Annotated in this window: 13 protein-coding genes and 1 pseudogene; 11 read left to right on the forward strand and 3 right to left on the reverse strand. The window is 69.7% G+C overall.

Translation table 11 applies throughout. From position 1 onward, the window contains the following. The first annotated feature begins 841 nt into the window (after positions 1-841). The 7 genes from H0524_RS22820 to H0524_RS22850 all read left to right on the forward strand — a co-directional run bounded on the left by H0524_RS22820 (position 842) and on the right by H0524_RS22850 (position 8597). A complete protein-coding gene (locus H0524_RS22820) occupies positions 842-1522 on the forward strand; it encodes a nucleoside triphosphate pyrophosphatase (RefSeq protein ID WP_180200496.1) in 681 nt (226 codons plus the stop codon). Between the two features lie 38 nt (positions 1523-1560). Further along, complete coding sequence (locus H0524_RS22825; protein ID WP_180200497.1) at positions 1561-2214, forward strand: O-methyltransferase; 654 nt, start codon at positions 1561-1563, stop codon at positions 2212-2214. 157 nt (positions 2215-2371) lie between these two features. Further along, positions 2372-4123: a biotin carboxylase N-terminal domain-containing protein gene (locus tag H0524_RS22830; RefSeq protein WP_180200498.1), complete on the forward strand. Its 1752-nt coding sequence runs from the start codon at positions 2372-2374 to the stop codon at positions 4121-4123. Between the two features lie 135 nt (positions 4124-4258). Beyond that, positions 4259-5698, forward strand: coding sequence for a GuaB1 family IMP dehydrogenase-related protein (locus H0524_RS22835; RefSeq protein WP_180200499.1), 1440 nt, complete (start codon positions 4259-4261; stop codon positions 5696-5698). Between the two features lie 307 nt (positions 5699-6005). Beyond that, positions 6006-6764, forward strand: a complete 759-nt coding sequence (locus H0524_RS22840) for an ABC transporter ATP-binding protein (RefSeq protein ID WP_180200500.1) — start codon at positions 6006-6008, stop codon at positions 6762-6764. Beyond that, on the forward strand, positions 6761-7981 hold the full coding sequence (locus H0524_RS22845; RefSeq protein ID WP_309225205.1) for a hypothetical protein: 1221 nt from the start codon (positions 6761-6763) through the stop codon (positions 7979-7981). The genes H0524_RS22840 and H0524_RS22845 overlap by 4 nt, the downstream gene beginning before the upstream one ends. Beyond that, a complete protein-coding gene (locus tag H0524_RS22850; protein ID WP_180200501.1) occupies positions 7950-8597 on the forward strand; it encodes a hypothetical protein in 648 nt (215 codons plus the stop codon). The genes H0524_RS22845 and H0524_RS22850 overlap by 32 nt, the downstream gene beginning before the upstream one ends. Before the next feature lie 154 nt (positions 8598-8751). Here H0524_RS22850 and H0524_RS25205 read toward each other — a convergent pair. After that, a pseudogene (locus H0524_RS25205) lies at positions 8752-9108 on the reverse strand (flavin reductase); the annotation flags it as partial. A gap of 813 nt (positions 9109-9921) precedes the next feature. Between H0524_RS25205 and H0524_RS22855 the strand changes: the two are divergent. Next, a complete protein-coding gene (locus H0524_RS22855; protein WP_180200604.1) occupies positions 9922-10815 on the forward strand; it encodes a helix-turn-helix transcriptional regulator in 894 nt (297 codons plus the stop codon). Beyond that, positions 10808-10993, forward strand: a complete 186-nt coding sequence (locus H0524_RS22860; RefSeq protein WP_018727410.1) for a DUF397 domain-containing protein — start codon at positions 10808-10810, stop codon at positions 10991-10993. The genes H0524_RS22855 and H0524_RS22860 overlap by 8 nt, the downstream gene beginning before the upstream one ends. A 66-nt stretch (positions 10994-11059) precedes the next feature. Here H0524_RS22860 and H0524_RS22865 read toward each other — a convergent pair whose 3' ends face one another. Further along, positions 11060-12685, reverse strand: a complete 1626-nt coding sequence (locus H0524_RS22865) for a DHA2 family efflux MFS transporter permease subunit (protein WP_180200502.1) — start codon at positions 12683-12685, stop codon at positions 11060-11062. 52 nt (positions 12686-12737) lie between these two features. On the opposite strand from H0524_RS22865, the gene H0524_RS22870 reads away from it, so the two are divergent. After that, on the forward strand, positions 12738-13286 hold the full coding sequence (locus H0524_RS22870) for a MarR family transcriptional regulator (RefSeq protein WP_180200503.1): 549 nt from the start codon (positions 12738-12740) through the stop codon (positions 13284-13286). On the opposite strand, the gene H0524_RS22875 is transcribed toward H0524_RS22870, so the two are convergent. After that, complete coding sequence (locus H0524_RS22875) at positions 13204-13824, reverse strand: TetR/AcrR family transcriptional regulator (protein ID WP_180200504.1); 621 nt, start codon at positions 13822-13824, stop codon at positions 13204-13206. The two genes, H0524_RS22870 and H0524_RS22875, sit on opposite strands and share 83 nt — an antisense overlap. An 80-nt stretch (positions 13825-13904) precedes the next feature. Between H0524_RS22875 and H0524_RS22880 the strand changes: the two genes are divergently transcribed. After that, positions 13905-14351 (forward strand): DoxX family membrane protein, encoded by a 447-nt coding sequence (locus H0524_RS22880; RefSeq protein ID WP_180200505.1) that lies wholly within the window; start codon positions 13905-13907, stop codon positions 14349-14351. Positions 14352-14360 lie beyond the last annotated feature (9 nt).

The raw sequence follows: 14360 nt of genomic DNA on the forward strand, positions 1-14360 counted from the left end.
GCCGAGCGGCGACAAGAGCCGGTACCGACCAGCGACGAGTTCCGAGGGTGCGTTCGACATCACCTAAAACGGTACCGGGCGCCGAAAACGGCCAGTCGGGCGGCATGTCACCGCGCAACGGAGATCCACGCCGCGGCGGCCCCGAAGCCGGTGGGGCGGGGCTACCGGCTTCCGGGCTGCGACTCCCCTCCCGCACCCGCTACCCTCACTCATGGAAACGGCGCGGTGACAGACAGGAGGGATGATGATCGAGGAGGGTGAGGGTCGTCCAGCGGCCCAGATTCCCAGCCTCAGCGGCGTTGTGGAGATACCCGAGGAGCACCAGGCGAAGCGCCAACAAGAGCGGCCGTACGAGTCGGAGGCGGCAGGCCCGAAGTCGGGTGTTCCCGTGCCCCTTTCACCCCCGCCGCCCGGCCCCGCCCCCGAGCCAACGCCGGCCCCGTCGAAGAACCAGACCACCCCCGCCCCCAGCAGCACCGACACAAGCGCGGGAGCGGGCTGCCCCTCCCCCACCGACGGCCCGCCACGCCGCCCCCGCGGCGGAGTGATCGGCGGTGGCGGCGCGGGCACCGCACCCACCGGCGCAGCCGGTTCGCGCCCGGGGGGCGGCAGGGGCATCCCCGGCGAGCCCACCATCCCGCCCCTCGGAGCCACACCGGGGCCCCCGGCACCGACGGACCGCCCGGCGGGCCCGACCCACCTCAACTCCACGGAGCCGCCGCGCACCTGGGATCCCGACCATCGGGGGGAGTCAGATCAGGAGTGAGTCCGGCGCGGTGCTCCCACTGGCCGGGAGCTCAGCCTCCCCAGTGCCGGGGACGGAGCGGGTAACGTCGGTGTCGTGTCTGGATCTCTACCGCTTCGCCTCGTCCTCGCCTCCGCGAGCCCGGCCCGCCGCAAGACCCTCCAGGCAGCGGGGATCGAGCCGGATGTGCTGGTCAGCGGCGTTGACGAGTCCCTCGTGGCCAGCGAACGCGCGGATGAGCTCTGCCTTGAGCTGGCCCGGCTGAAAGCGCAGGCGGTCCTGACCCGGCTGCACCCCGCCAAGGACCAGCGCACCCTGGTGATCGGGTGCGACTCGGTGCTGGAGTTCGACGGCCAGATCTTCGGCAAGCCCGCTGATGGGGCTGACGCCGTCCGCCGGTGGGAGCGGATGCGGGGGCGCAGCGGAATCCTGCACAGCGGGCACTGCCTCATTGACGTGACGGCGTCCCGGCGGGCGGAAGCCGTCGCCGCCACGACCGTGCACTTCGCCGCGGTCAGTGACGACGAGATCGCCACGTACGTCAACACGGGTGAGCCCCTGGCAGTGGCCGGCGCCTTCACGATCGACGGGTTGGGTGGGCCGTTCGTGGAGCGGATCGAGGGCGACCCCGGCACGGTGGTGGGCCTCTCCCTGCCGCTGCTGCGCCGCCTCCTGGCCGAGCTTGGTCTACAGATCACCGACCTGTGGCACCGGGGCACGCCGAACACCCCAACGTCCGGCGCCCCGGCCGCCCCGAAGCCGAACCCTGGATCCTGACCAGCGAGTCTCGCCGTCGAGAGCACGAAGGAGCAGCGTTGAGCACCAAATCCATCCCGTTGACGTCGGAGTTGCACGCGTACCTGGTCACCCACGGAAGCCCACCGGATCAGGTCATGCTCGACCTGATCGAGGAGACCCGGGCGCACCTGCCGGAGGACGCACAGATGCAGGTGGCGCCGGAGCAGGCCGCCTTCCTGACCTTTCTGACCCGGCTGCTGGGGGTGCGACGAGCGGTCGAGGTCGGCACCTTCACCGGGCTCTCCGCGCTGGCGATCGCCCGCGGGCTGGCCGAGGACGGGCAGCTGAACTGCTTCGACGTCTCGGAGGAGTTCACCGGGATCGCGCGGCGCTACTGGACCCGGGCCGGTGTGGACGACCGGGTGCGGCTACGGATCGGCCCCGCCGGAGAGACGCTGAGGGAACTACCGGCCGACCGCCACCTCGACTTCGCTTTCATCGACGCGGACAAGGTCGGCTACTCGGCGTACTGGGCGGAGTTGGTGCCCCGGATGCGGCCCGGCGGAGTGATCGCCGTCGACAACGTCCTCCGCGACGGCCGGGTGCTCGCCCCGCAGGACGCCGGCGACCGGGCCATCGCCGCGTTCAACGACGAGGTGCTGGCCGACGTCCGGGTTGACCCGGTGATGCTGCCGATCGCCGACGGGCTGACCCTGGCCCGGGTGCGCTGACCGGCCCGCCACAGGACCCGGCACCCGCCCTGGGCCATCCCGCCCGGGGCGGGGTCGGCGAACGGACAGTGCGGCATCCCACACTGAGCGCTCGTTAGGGAGCCTCGGCAGGGCCGATACACTCCCCGTCAACGAACACCCGGGAGGAGCCCCCAAGGTGCGCAAGGTACTCATCGCCAACCGCGGCGAGATTGCTGTCCGCGTCATCCGCGCGTGCCGCGATGCCGGCCTGGCCAGCGTCGCCGTCTACGCGGACTCCGACCGCGACGCCCTGCACGCCATCCTGGCCGACGAGGCGTACGCGCTCGGCGGTGACACCGCCGCCGACAGCTACCTGCGCATGGAGAAGTTGGTCGAGGTCGCGGCGCGGTCGGGCGCCGACGCGGTGCACCCGGGCTACGGCTTCCTCTCCGAGAACGCCGACTTCGCCCAGGCGGTGATCGACGCCGGGCTGACCTGGATCGGGCCGAGCCCACAGGCCATCCGCGACCTGGGCGACAAGGTGACCGCCCGACACATCGCGCAACGCGCGGGCGCACCGCTGGTCCCCGGCACCCCGGACCCGGTCGGCAGCGCCGACGAGGTGTTGACCTTCGCCGCTGACCACGGCCTGCCGGTCGCCATCAAGGCGGCCTTCGGCGGGGGCGGTCGCGGCCTCAAGGTGGCCCGAACCATGGAGGAGATCCCCCACCTGTTCGAATCGGCCACCCGGGAGGCGGTCGCCGCGTTCGGCCGGGGTGAGTGTTTCGTCGAGCGGTACCTGGACCAGCCTCGGCACGTGGAGGCCCAGGTCCTCGCCGACCAACACGGCAACGTCATCGTGGTGGGCACGCGGGACTGCTCCCTCCAGCGCCGGCACCAGAAGCTGGTCGAGGAGGCGCCGGCGCCGTTCCTCACCGACGCGCAGCGCCAGCAGATCCACGACTCGGCCAAGGCCATCTGCCGGGAAGCCGGCTACCACGGTGCCGGCACCGTGGAGTATCTGGTCGGCGCCGACGGCACCATCTCCTTCCTGGAGGTCAACACCCGGCTTCAGGTGGAGCATCCGGTGACCGAGGAGACGGCCGGGGTCGACCTAGTCCGGGAGCAGTTCCGCATCGCGGACGGGGAGCAGCTGCGGTTCACCGAGGACCCGACGCCGCGCGGGCACTCCATCGAGTTCCGGATCAACGGTGAGGACCCGGGCCGGAGCTTCCTGCCCGCCCCGGGCACGATCACGGCGCTGCGCCTGCCGACCGGTCCGGGAGTACGGGTCGACACCGGGGTCACCGCCGGCGATGTGATCGGCGGCAACTTCGACTCGCTCCTCGCCAAGGTGATCGTGACTGGCGAGACGCGTATCGAGGCCCTGGAGCGGGCCCGTCGCGTGCTGGACGAGATGGTGGTCGAGGGCATGGCCACCGCGCTGCCGTTCCACCGGCTGGTGGTCCGGGACGAGGCCTTCACCGCCGAGCCGTTCACGGTGCACACCCGGTGGATCGAGACCGAGTTCGACAACACCGTGCCGCCCTTCACCGCCATCGCCGGCCCCACCGAGGGCCCGGCGGAGCGCGACACCGTGGTGGTGGAGGTGGGCGGCAAGCGGCTGGAGGTCAGCCTCCCGGCCGGCTTCGGCGCCGGTACGGCCGCCGCCGCGCCCACCGCGAAGAAGCCGGCCCGTCGGCGCGGCGGGGCGAAGGCCGGGGCCGCGGTCAGCGGCGACACGCTCACCTCCCCCATGCAGGGCACGATCGTGAAGATCGCGGTCGCCGACGGAGACATCGTGGCCGAGGGCGACCTGGTCGTGGTCCTGGAGGCGATGAAGATGGAGCAGCCGCTGCACGCGCACCAGGCGGGCACGGTCAGCAGCCTCGCCGCCGAGATCGGCGCGGTCATCACCGCCGGTGGCGCGATCTGCACCATCGCCTGAGGGGCGCTGGCTGCCGCGGTTCGGAAGGTAGACGCCGCCCGCGCTGCGGCGTAGCGGCGCCGCCCGGTCGGCCAGCCGGCGGGATGTTGTCCGACCCGGGGAACGCGAGCCGGGACAGCCAGTCATGATGACCAGGTGCGGTTCCTACACGGCGCGGTCCCCGCGCACGACCTGACCTACAACGACGTCTTCATGACCCCGGCCCGCTCCGAGGTGGCGTCCCGGCTCGACGTCGACCTGTCGACCGGTGACGGCACCGGCACCACCATCCCGTTGGTGGTGTCGAACATGACCGCGGTGGCGGGCCGCCGGATGGCCGAGACCGTGGCCCGGCGGGGTGGCATCGCGGTCATCCCGCAGGACATCCCGATCGAGGTGGTCGCGAACGTCGTCGCCTGGGTCAAGCAGCGGCACCTGGTGTACGACACCCCGATCACCCTGGGGCCGACCAATACGGTCGGCGACGCCATCCATCTGCTGCCGAAGCGGTCGCACGGCGCGGTGGTCGTGGTGGACGAGTCCGGCCGGCCGGTCGGGGTGGTCACCGAGGCGGACACGGTGGGCGTGGACCGGTTCGCGCAGCTACGGCACGTGATGTCGGTGGAGCTGCACACGGTTCCGGCGGACGCCGATCCGCGTACCGGCTTCGACCGGCTCTCAGCCGGCCGGCGTCGGCTGGCACCGGTGGTGGACGAGCAGCAACGGTTGGTCGGCGTGCTGACCCGGTCGGGTGCGCTGCGCGCCACGCTGTACCGACCGGCGCTCGACGACCGGGGCCGGCTGCGCATCGCCGCGGCGGTGGGCATCAACGGCGACGTCACCGGCAAGGCGCGCGCCCTGCTGGAGGCCGGGGTGGACACCCTGGTCGTGGACACGGCGCACGGCCACCAGGAACGGATGATCTCCGCACTCCGGGCGGTACGCGTGCTCGACCCGGCCGTTCCGGTCGCGGCCGGCAACGTGGTCACCGCCGACGGCGTACGCGATCTCGTCGCGGCGGGTGCGGACATCGTGAAGGTCGGCGTGGGGCCGGGGGCGATGTGCACCACGCGGATGATGACCGGGGTGGGCCGTCCCCAGTTCTCGGCGGTCCTGGACTGTGCCGCGGCGGCGCGGGCGGTGGGCCGGCACGTGTGGGCGGACGGCGGGGTCCGGTACCCCCGCGATGTGGCGTTGGCGCTGGCCGCGGGGGCCTCGAACGTCATGATCGGCTCTTGGTTCGCCGGCACCTACGAGTCCCCGGGCGACCTCTACTCCGACGCCGACGGCCGCCGCTACAAGGAGAGCTTCGGCATGGCCTCGGCCCGGGCGGTCAGCGCTCGGACGGCGGAGGACTCCGCGTACGACCGCGCCCGGAAGGCGATCTTCGAGGAGGGCATCTCGTCGGCGCGGATGTACCTGGACCCGGACCGGCCAGGCGTGGAGGACCTCGTTGACGAGATCATTTCCGGGGTACGCAGCGCCTTCACCTACGCCGGGGCGCACAACCTCACCGAGTTCCACGAGCGGGCGCTGGTCGGGGTGCAGAGCGCGGCCGGCTACACCGAGGGGATGCCGCTCCCGACGAGTTGGTGACTCGCAACGTCGCGGTCCACGCTGGAGACGCAACTGGGTGACGTCGGGGAGGGTTACGGCGGGGCTGGGATTAATTGCGTGAAGAACGTGCAGAACACCTAAGGAAAGGCCACCTGCACCACTACCGGTGGCGGATATAAAATCAAGGACGTTCGTTTCGACTGCAACACCGGGGAATGGGACAAGGTTTTGAGTGCACCTTTGGGCTCACCCGGATCCTGGTGACAACCTAGTAGTAGTACGATGTGGAGCCACGTCCAGTGGCCACGCTCAGGTGTGGCTCCACATCACCAGCGGAGACGATCACGTGGCGAGTTTGGTGGCGAGCAACCTGTGTCAGGGCTACGGCCGGAAGCAGGTGGTGCACGACTTCACTCACGACTTCCGTCCGGGGGTAGTGGGGCTTCTCGGTCCGAACGGTGCGGGTAAGACGACGTTGCTCAACACCCTGGCGCTGTTGAATCCGCCCACCTCGGGGTCGATCAGTTTGAATGGGGAACGGGCGTCCGGCCTCAGGTCGGTGCGTCGGTTGCGACGCAGGATCGGGTTCCAGCCACAGAACTTCCCGTACCCTGGTGGGCTGACGGTCATGGAGTTTCTCCGCTATGCCGCCTGGCTTCGTGAGTTCCCGCGAGACCAGACCGGTGCTGCTGTCGCGCGGGCGATCGAGCGACTCGGCCTGCAGGAATATGCGAAGGCCAAACTGCGTACCCTTTCCGGTGGCACGTTGCAGCGCGTGGGGGTGGCCCAGGCGATTGTGCACGACCCAGAGGTCGTCATCCTTGATGAGCCGACTGTCGGGCTTGATCCGGCGCAGCGTGTCGGTCTGCGTAATCAACTCCGGGAGTCGGCGCGGTCACGGCTCGTTTTGGTCAGCACGCATATCGTGGACGATGTGCTGCACACCTGTGACTCGGTGCTGGTTTTTCTGCAGGGTCGGGTGGTCTTCGACGGGTCGCCGGCAGAGCTGGCCAATGCTGGCGATGCGAGTACTGGGACTGAAGGTATGAGTGCGATCGAGTCGGGCTACCTGCAGCTTGCCACGAAGGCTGGGGTGTCGGCGTGAGTAGGTTGGGTTATCCCCGTTGGGTCGGTCCGGCGCTGATGGCGGGGGTGTTTGTTCTCGGTGCGCTGCTACTGTTTCCGTCTCGTCGGGTCTGGTTCGGGTCTCCGTTGCTGACCACGGGGGCCATTCAGCAGATCACGCCTGTTCTGGCCGCTGTTTGCGCGGGTGTCGCCGCGGCTGCGTTTCCCTCCCGCAACCGGCGCCGTACCGCGGCCCTTGATCCGCTCTCGAGTAGACCCGCGTGGCACTTGGTCCTGTTCCGGGCAGCCGCTATTGGGCTGTGGGTGCTGGCTGGATACCTGTTTCTGGTGGTGGGCGCGGTCGCGGTATCAGCGGCAGTGGAACCCGGAAGCCGGCTCGGCGTGGGCAATGTTGTGCTCGGTGCGGCGGGCATCGTCCTGGCATTGGTGGCTGGCACCGTCGTCGGCTCGCTCTGGCCGAAGCCGATCACTCCGTTGCTTGTGCTAATCGGCGGCCTGGTCCTGATGGTGACGGGTTTTGATGCGCCGGACAATGTTCGCCACCTCTTTCTCTACCACGGTGCTGGTCCGCTGTGGGGTGAGCCGAGGGTGGACGTGTTGGTCCTGAAGCTGGTCTGGGTTGCCGCGCTGATCGCCCTGTTCACGCTGGTCGCCGCCGGTTTCGGGTGGGGCGTGACGAGTCCGATGCGCTGGCGTCGGGTCGGCATGGCGGCTGTCGGCGTCGCAGTGGTGGGGGCCGCCGGGATCCCGATCGGGCAGGCGCTGTCCGACGTCGGGTGGGAGCCGATGGCCCGGTTTTCGGGGGCGCAACATCAGGTGTGCGGTGGGCAGCAGCCACGGGTTTGCCTCTGGGATGACCACCGGCGGCATCTGGACGATGTCGTCCGGATGGTCGAGACAGCTAAGCAGGTCAGCGGAGTCGTGCCCGGGGATGTGCGGCAGTACGAGGAGTGGGGCATGAGCGCGCCGGCCGGCAACCCGGACTTTTTCCGAGGCGGCGATGGAGTAATTCACATTGATACCGGGTTCATGAAGGACGAGACGTTGGTCGAACAACTCGCCGACCAGTGGCACAGCGCGCACAAAGAACGCTGCGGCACACCACAGGAGGAACGGTTCACCGCTTACCCGGAGCTGGATGACCTGTACCAAGAATTGTTTACGGCCGCGCTCGCCGGCCCGGTTGACGACCTCGCTGCCTGGCGTGGCCGCCACGCCGCCGCCTCGGCGTGCTGACCGCGCCATGACGACCTCACGTATCCGCGAAGGCGCACCGCTGCCCCTACTGTGGCTCCGCGTGCACGGACTCGCCGGTTACCTGGCGGCCGGTGCCGTGGTGGCTGCCTGTTACCTGTGGCAGCGGCTCGAATCGGCCGACTGGCCCTTCCCCCTGAACAACGACGTCACGTTTCTTCCAGCCGTCCTGGCCGTCGGTGCGCTGCTCGGCCTCGGCAGTGGAGTGGAATTCCTCGAACGACGCCATCCCGGTCTGGTCGGCGTCCGCACGTTCACTGTGGCGACGTACGGCATTCTGGGCGTGATGATCCTGCTCCTGCGGCCCTCCTCTGTGGCCGAGGACCTACCCGGACCGATGCCGACTATCCGCTCATTCATGATCGCCCTCGGCATAGGGTTGATCGTCCAGGTCTGGACCAGCACCGTCATAGCTTGTGGGCTGGTGATCGTTCGGGCACTGGTGGCCGGGCAGTTCACCCAGAACGGGAACGGCGCGAGTCTGTTTCTGTGGGATCTCGCGCCACTCGACGCCGTGCCATACACAGTGGCCGCCGTGGTCCTGCTCGGAGTGGGTACTGCCTTCCACGCGACCAACGGGCCACACCGAAGCCCGTAGTTGGCGAGGTGTCGATCATGTCGAGGGTGATCGTGCTTGAGTGGATGAGCTACGGCCGGCTCTTCGGTTGAGGCACTTGCTACCGCTTTGGACCCTCCGCCTCAGGACGGCCTTGCGGTGGCCGTCGTAGGTGGGCCAGCCAGCCGTCGGCTCAGTCGAGATGCGGACAACCTGTGTTCACGCACCGGGGGCAGGTCCGCCCTCCCCAGTGGCTACGAATGATCATTTCGATGCCGCGAAACACCAGGTCTGGGTCCGGGTCTCCCGGCTCGGAGGCGCTGGTCGTGGGGTGTTCGGGTTCCACCCGCCAGCACCAGTTGACAAACCTCTCCCTGAGGTCCGGCCTGGTGCCGTTGAGTCGGGATAGCTGATCAGATGCCTCGGCCAGGAGCTTGCCCTGGTGGGCCAGCAGGGCTGACCTCCTGCCGCGATACTCCGCCAGCAACGCGAGCCGCGCGGGCTGGCAGGGCCAGTCGGCGCCGCAGGCCCGGCACCGCCAGAGCGGGCGCATCGGGTCGTGTGCCCTTCTCACCACGGCCGGCTCCCGCCCGCGTGGTGGTCACGTAGGCAGCGCTTGAGGTCACCACACCGGGCGCACCAACTGCCCGAACGGCTCTTGGTCACCAGGCCCAGGACCGCCCCGACGGCGAGCCCAACGACCACGGCAATAGCAACGACAACTACCGATGCCATCTCAGTCTCGCCTCTCGGCAGTGCGGGCGGGCCGGTGCACGGTCACCAGCGGCCTCCGTTGGCTCGCCACTGCTGAGCCGGGGTAAGCCAACCGACGCGGCCTACCTGAGGGCTGGCGACGGTGGGCTGGGTCATCCACGCCGGCAGATTGACCGACCTACCGCGCTGCACCATCACGGGGTACGGGACGTCGTTCCGCTGCTGCGGTGCGTTCACGGGGGGCGGCGAGCTCTTCCGCTGGCGGCGGAATCGCCAGCGAACCACAGTCCACTTCCCTCTTGGACCGGACATAACTCCGGGAATGCGATGTGTCGCATTTGCTCCTGAGACGCCATCTCGGTTGCGCCGCGAGCGGTACACGGTCAGAGCTAAGAACAGCAGCACGATGTCCCCTTGGGCGAAGGTTCAACCAGTCGGTACTCGTCGATGCATCTCATTACACTTTGAGCGCGCCCAAAAAACAACCACTCAAGCAGGCCAGTGTCGGAAGAGCGTCACTTAACTAAAGATCACTCATCTAGGCGTGTCCGAATTGGCATCGCTAGGCTTCAGCAAGACAAGGCAAGCATGTTCTAATTGAGCGAGACACGCGTCCAACTAATTGAGTGGGAGGTGGTCACGGGTGGCAGACATGGTCGGCTCAGCCCTGGTGCGCCGGTCCATCGGTCGCCGGCTGGGGATCCTGCGCCGGGCGGCGAACCTGACCCAGGAACAAGCGGCCGAACACCTCCAGAAGGGGCGCGCAACCATCGCCCGGATGGAGGACGGCACCGAGGGCGTCAGGTTCCGGGACATCGACGTGAAGGCGATGTGTGAGCTGTACGGTGCCGAACAGGCCGATCTGGATCTTCTCCTGGCGTTGACGGCTGAAACGCGCAACGGCCGGAAGAAGAGCTGGTGGCACGACTACACGGAGACGGAGCTACCTCAGTTCTTCGGGTTGTACGTGTCCCTGGAGGACAGCGCGGAAACGATCCGACAGTACGAGGTCGAGTTGATCCCTGGCCTGCTGCAAACGCGGGCCTACGCAGAGCAGGTACACCAGGTGCCGAAGGGCTACGTCGATCAAGCGGAGCGGGATCGCCGGGTGACCGTCAGACTGGCGCGGCAGTCTCTGCTGTCCCGACCGCGTGCGCCGCACCTGAGCGTGATTCTCAACGAGGCAGTGTTGCATCGGCTGGTTGGTGGAGCTGATGTGATGGCCGAGCAGTTCAAGTACCTGCTCGACGTCACCCAGCGCGGCAACATATCCGTGCGGGTCCTGCCCTTCGCCGCCGGTGTCCACGGCGGCATGGCGGCGAGCACGCCGTTCTCACTGCTGGACTTCCCGGCCGATCCGGTAGGCGAGGTGCTGGAGCCTCCGCTGGCCTATGTCGACACGTTGACCGGCGCCTTGTACCTCAACAAGCCCGATGAGTCCAGCGCATACCGGCTGGTCTGGGAAGACCTCGATGACCGAGCAGTCGACGAGGCGGCATCCAAGAAGATGATCACAACTGCATTGGAGGAACTGAGCGGTGACTAACCTGACCGGCGCCCGGTGGCGCAAGAGCACGCGGAGCGGCAACGGCAACAACTGCGTGGAGGTCGCCGACAACCTTCCCGGCGTCGTCGGCGTCCGTGACAGCAAGGACCCCACCGGACCAGCCCTGGTGTTCGGTCCGGAGGCGTGGCAGGCGTTCGTACAGCACGCCCGGCGCTGACAAGCAAGAACCTAAGCCCCCGGTGTTGGCACCGGGGGCCACCCGGTGCCGGCGGCCCGCCGCGGTCTAGCCAGCCGGACTGCCGGCCGGCTGCGGCGTCGGTGCCGGCTCCGCCGCCCCGGGGCGATCCCGGGGCAGTCGGGCACAGGCGATCAGCCCGATGAGCAGGAAGCCGGCGGCGGTGAAGGCGGCGTACCGGGTGGCGTCGGCGAAGGCGGCCTTCGCCTCCTCGGCGATCGGCGCGGTGCGGGGGTCGGCGGCGAGCCCGGCGATCGCCGCTCCGCCACTCTCCCGGACCTCGGTCACCACCTGTTCCCGCTGGGCGGAATCGAGCTCGGGGCGATCAGCGAGCCGCGCGCCGAGCAGCCCGCTGAGCCCGGCGAAGAGGACCGTGCCGAGCACGGCGATGCCGAGGGCGGATCCGACCTGCCGCGCGGTGCTCTGCACCCCGGATCCCTGGCCACTGCGCCGGACCGGCACCTCGCGCAACGACACCCCGGTGAGTTGGGCGGTGGCCAGGCCGACGCCGACGCCGTAGACGAAGAGCAGGCCGAGCGGAGCCCACCAGCGGGTGTCGGGGGCAACCACGAGGCCGAGTCCGGCGATGCCAGCGATCTCCGCGGCTACGCCGAGCTGCACCACCCGGGTGGCACCCCATCGTTTGACGAGAAGCGCGCCGAGCGCACTGGAGAGGAAGCTACCGACGGCGAGGGGCAGCAGCGCCAGGCCGGTGTGGAAGGCGCTGTAGCCGAGCACGTTCTGATACCAGAGCGGGAGCGCGAAGAGGAGACCGAACTCGCCCAGGCTGACGATCCCGGCGGCGGTGACGCCGGTCCGGAAGGAGCCGATCCGAAACAGCGACAGATCGACCAGCGCCGGCCGACCGATCCGGTTGCGGCGCACCTGGTGGGTGACCAGCAGGGCGAGGGCGGCCAGGCCGGTCAGCCCGACGACCGGCACCGGGGAGATCGCGGCGGGCCAGTCCAGGCCGAAGAGGGTGATCGGCTTCGCCAACCCCCACCAGCCATACGTGCGCCCCTCGATGAGGGCGAAGACGACGCCGGTCATGCCGAGCACCGACAGCAGCGCTCCGATCAGGTCGATGCCGCGCTCGACCCGGTCGTCGCGGGATTCGGGGACCAGCGCGAGCGTGGCGACGACGACCAGCGCGCCGATCGGGAGATTGATGCCGAAGGCCCACCGCCAGGAGAGCTCGGTGGTGAGCCAGCCGCCGAGCAGCGGGCCGAGCGCGGCGGCCCCGCCGATGGTGGAGCCCCAGACCGCGAAGGCGATCGCCCGCTCCCGTCCGACGAAGTTCGCGTTCAGCAGGGACAGCGAGGTGGGCAGCATCATCGCGCCGCCGAGCCCCTGGAGTACCCGCGCCCCGATCAGCTCGGCACCGGAGCCGGCGGACGCGGCGAGCAGGCTGGCCACGACGAAGACCAGCACGCCGACGACGAACATCCGCCGCCGGCCGGCCCGGTCGGCGAAGCGGCCGGCGACCAGGAGCAGGGCGGCGAAGACGAGGGTGTACGCCTCCTGGACCCACTGCGCCCCGGCGGAGCTGACCCCGAGGTCGGCGATGATCGCCGGGACGGCGACGTTGACGATCGTCACGTCGACGATGATCGTGGCGACTCCGAGACTGATGGCGAGCAGCCCCCACCAGCGGCCGCGTCCCTGCTCCGGCATACCCGCTCCGATCGCTAGTTTATCTAGCTACCTGAGCTGCTAGCTTCGTCCTGTGGACAGCGCCGCGTCAACCACCCCCGGCTCGCGTCGCGGGCCGTACAGCGAAGCGCCCTCAACCAGCGGCACCGCCCGGGCGCTGCGCGAGGTGATCCGGGCTGCCAGCGGCACCCCCGGGGCGCTGGCCCGCCGGCTCGGGATCGGGGTCACCGACGCCGCCGCCATCGACCACCTCGCCGCCAGCCCGGACCCGCTCGGGCCGGTGGAGTTGGGCAACCGGCTCGGCATCCGGTCCGCCTCGGCCACCGTGCTGGTGGATCGGCTGGTCCGAGCCGGCCACCTGGCGCGCACGCCGCATCCGCGGGATCGCCGCCGGGTGGCGCTGCAGGTCACCGACCAGGGGTACGACGAGGTGTCGGCGGCACTGCGGCCGATGCTGGCCGGCATCGAACAGGCGGTCGACCGGCTCACGCCGGAGCAGGCGGTCGCCACGGCCACCTTCCTGCAGGAGGTGGCCGAGGTTATGCGGGAGTACGTGGTGACCGCGCCGCAGGAGCCGCCCGACCTCGCGCGTCAACGCGGGATCCGAACAGCCGACGAATGACGACCCGTGCGGCCTCGCGCGGATCATCCCCCGCCTCGTCCGGCAGGGCGCCCGCATTCCACAGGGTGGCGAAGCCATGCACGATGGACCAGGCGGCGAGCGCGTCCCCGGCGACACCGCCCGCCGCGCCCGGCCCCGGCGGCAGGTCAGCCACTGCCGAGCGCAGGACTGCACGCGACCGCCCTCGGGCCGCCACCACCTCCGGCGCGTCGGCGCGGTAGAGGTCGGAGCGGTACATCACCTCAAAGTGCGCCCGACGCCGGACGGCGAAGTCCACGTAGGCCACCCCCATCTCGAGCAGACCGTCACCGGCCTTCAGGGCCGCGGCGAGCAGGTCGAAGCCCTCGACCGCGAGCGCGGTGAGCAACCCCGGCTTGTCGCCGAAGTGATGGGCGGGCGCCGCGTGCGACACGCCGGCTCGGCGGGCGAGGTCGCGCAGGCTCAGGGCGGCGGGCCCGGACTCCTCGATCGCCACCGCGGCGGCGGCGAGCAGGACCCGCCGAAGATCGCCGTGATGGTAGCCACGTGCATCGGTCATCTCCGAAGCATATCTTGCCGTTGACAAGATGCTCGGACGGAGGCAGTCTTGGCACCGACAAGATCGGCGTGGAGGTTCCGATGGTTCCACTGATCACACTGGTGGCCGGCACCGGGTTGGCCCGGCTGGCCGGTCTGGCCGGCGTGGGTGCGCTCGACGGCTGGCACCCCGCCCTGCGGGTGGGGCTCGCCCTGATGCTCACGGTCACCGGCCTGGCGCACTTCGGTCCGCGACGCCGGGCCGACCTCGTCGCGCTGGTACCACCACGGCTCCCCCACCCCAGGTTCCTGGTAACCCTCACCGGGGTGCTGGAGCTACTCGGCGCGGCAGCACTCCTCGCTCCCGCCACCGCTCGGTGGGCCGCCGCCGGGCTGGCCGTCCTAATGTTGGCGATGTTCCCGGCAAACGTGTCCGGAGCACGGCGCAAGCTCACCCTGGCCGGCCGCCCAGTCACCCCGCTGCCCGCCCGTACCGCGATGCAGGCGACGCTTGTCGCCGCAGCGGTCGCTATTTCGCTTGGATCCTGAACATCCGAG

Source organism: Salinispora sp. H7-4 (assembly GCF_013416675.1).
GTDB lineage: Bacteria > Actinomycetota > Actinomycetes > Mycobacteriales > Micromonosporaceae > Micromonospora > Micromonospora vitiensis.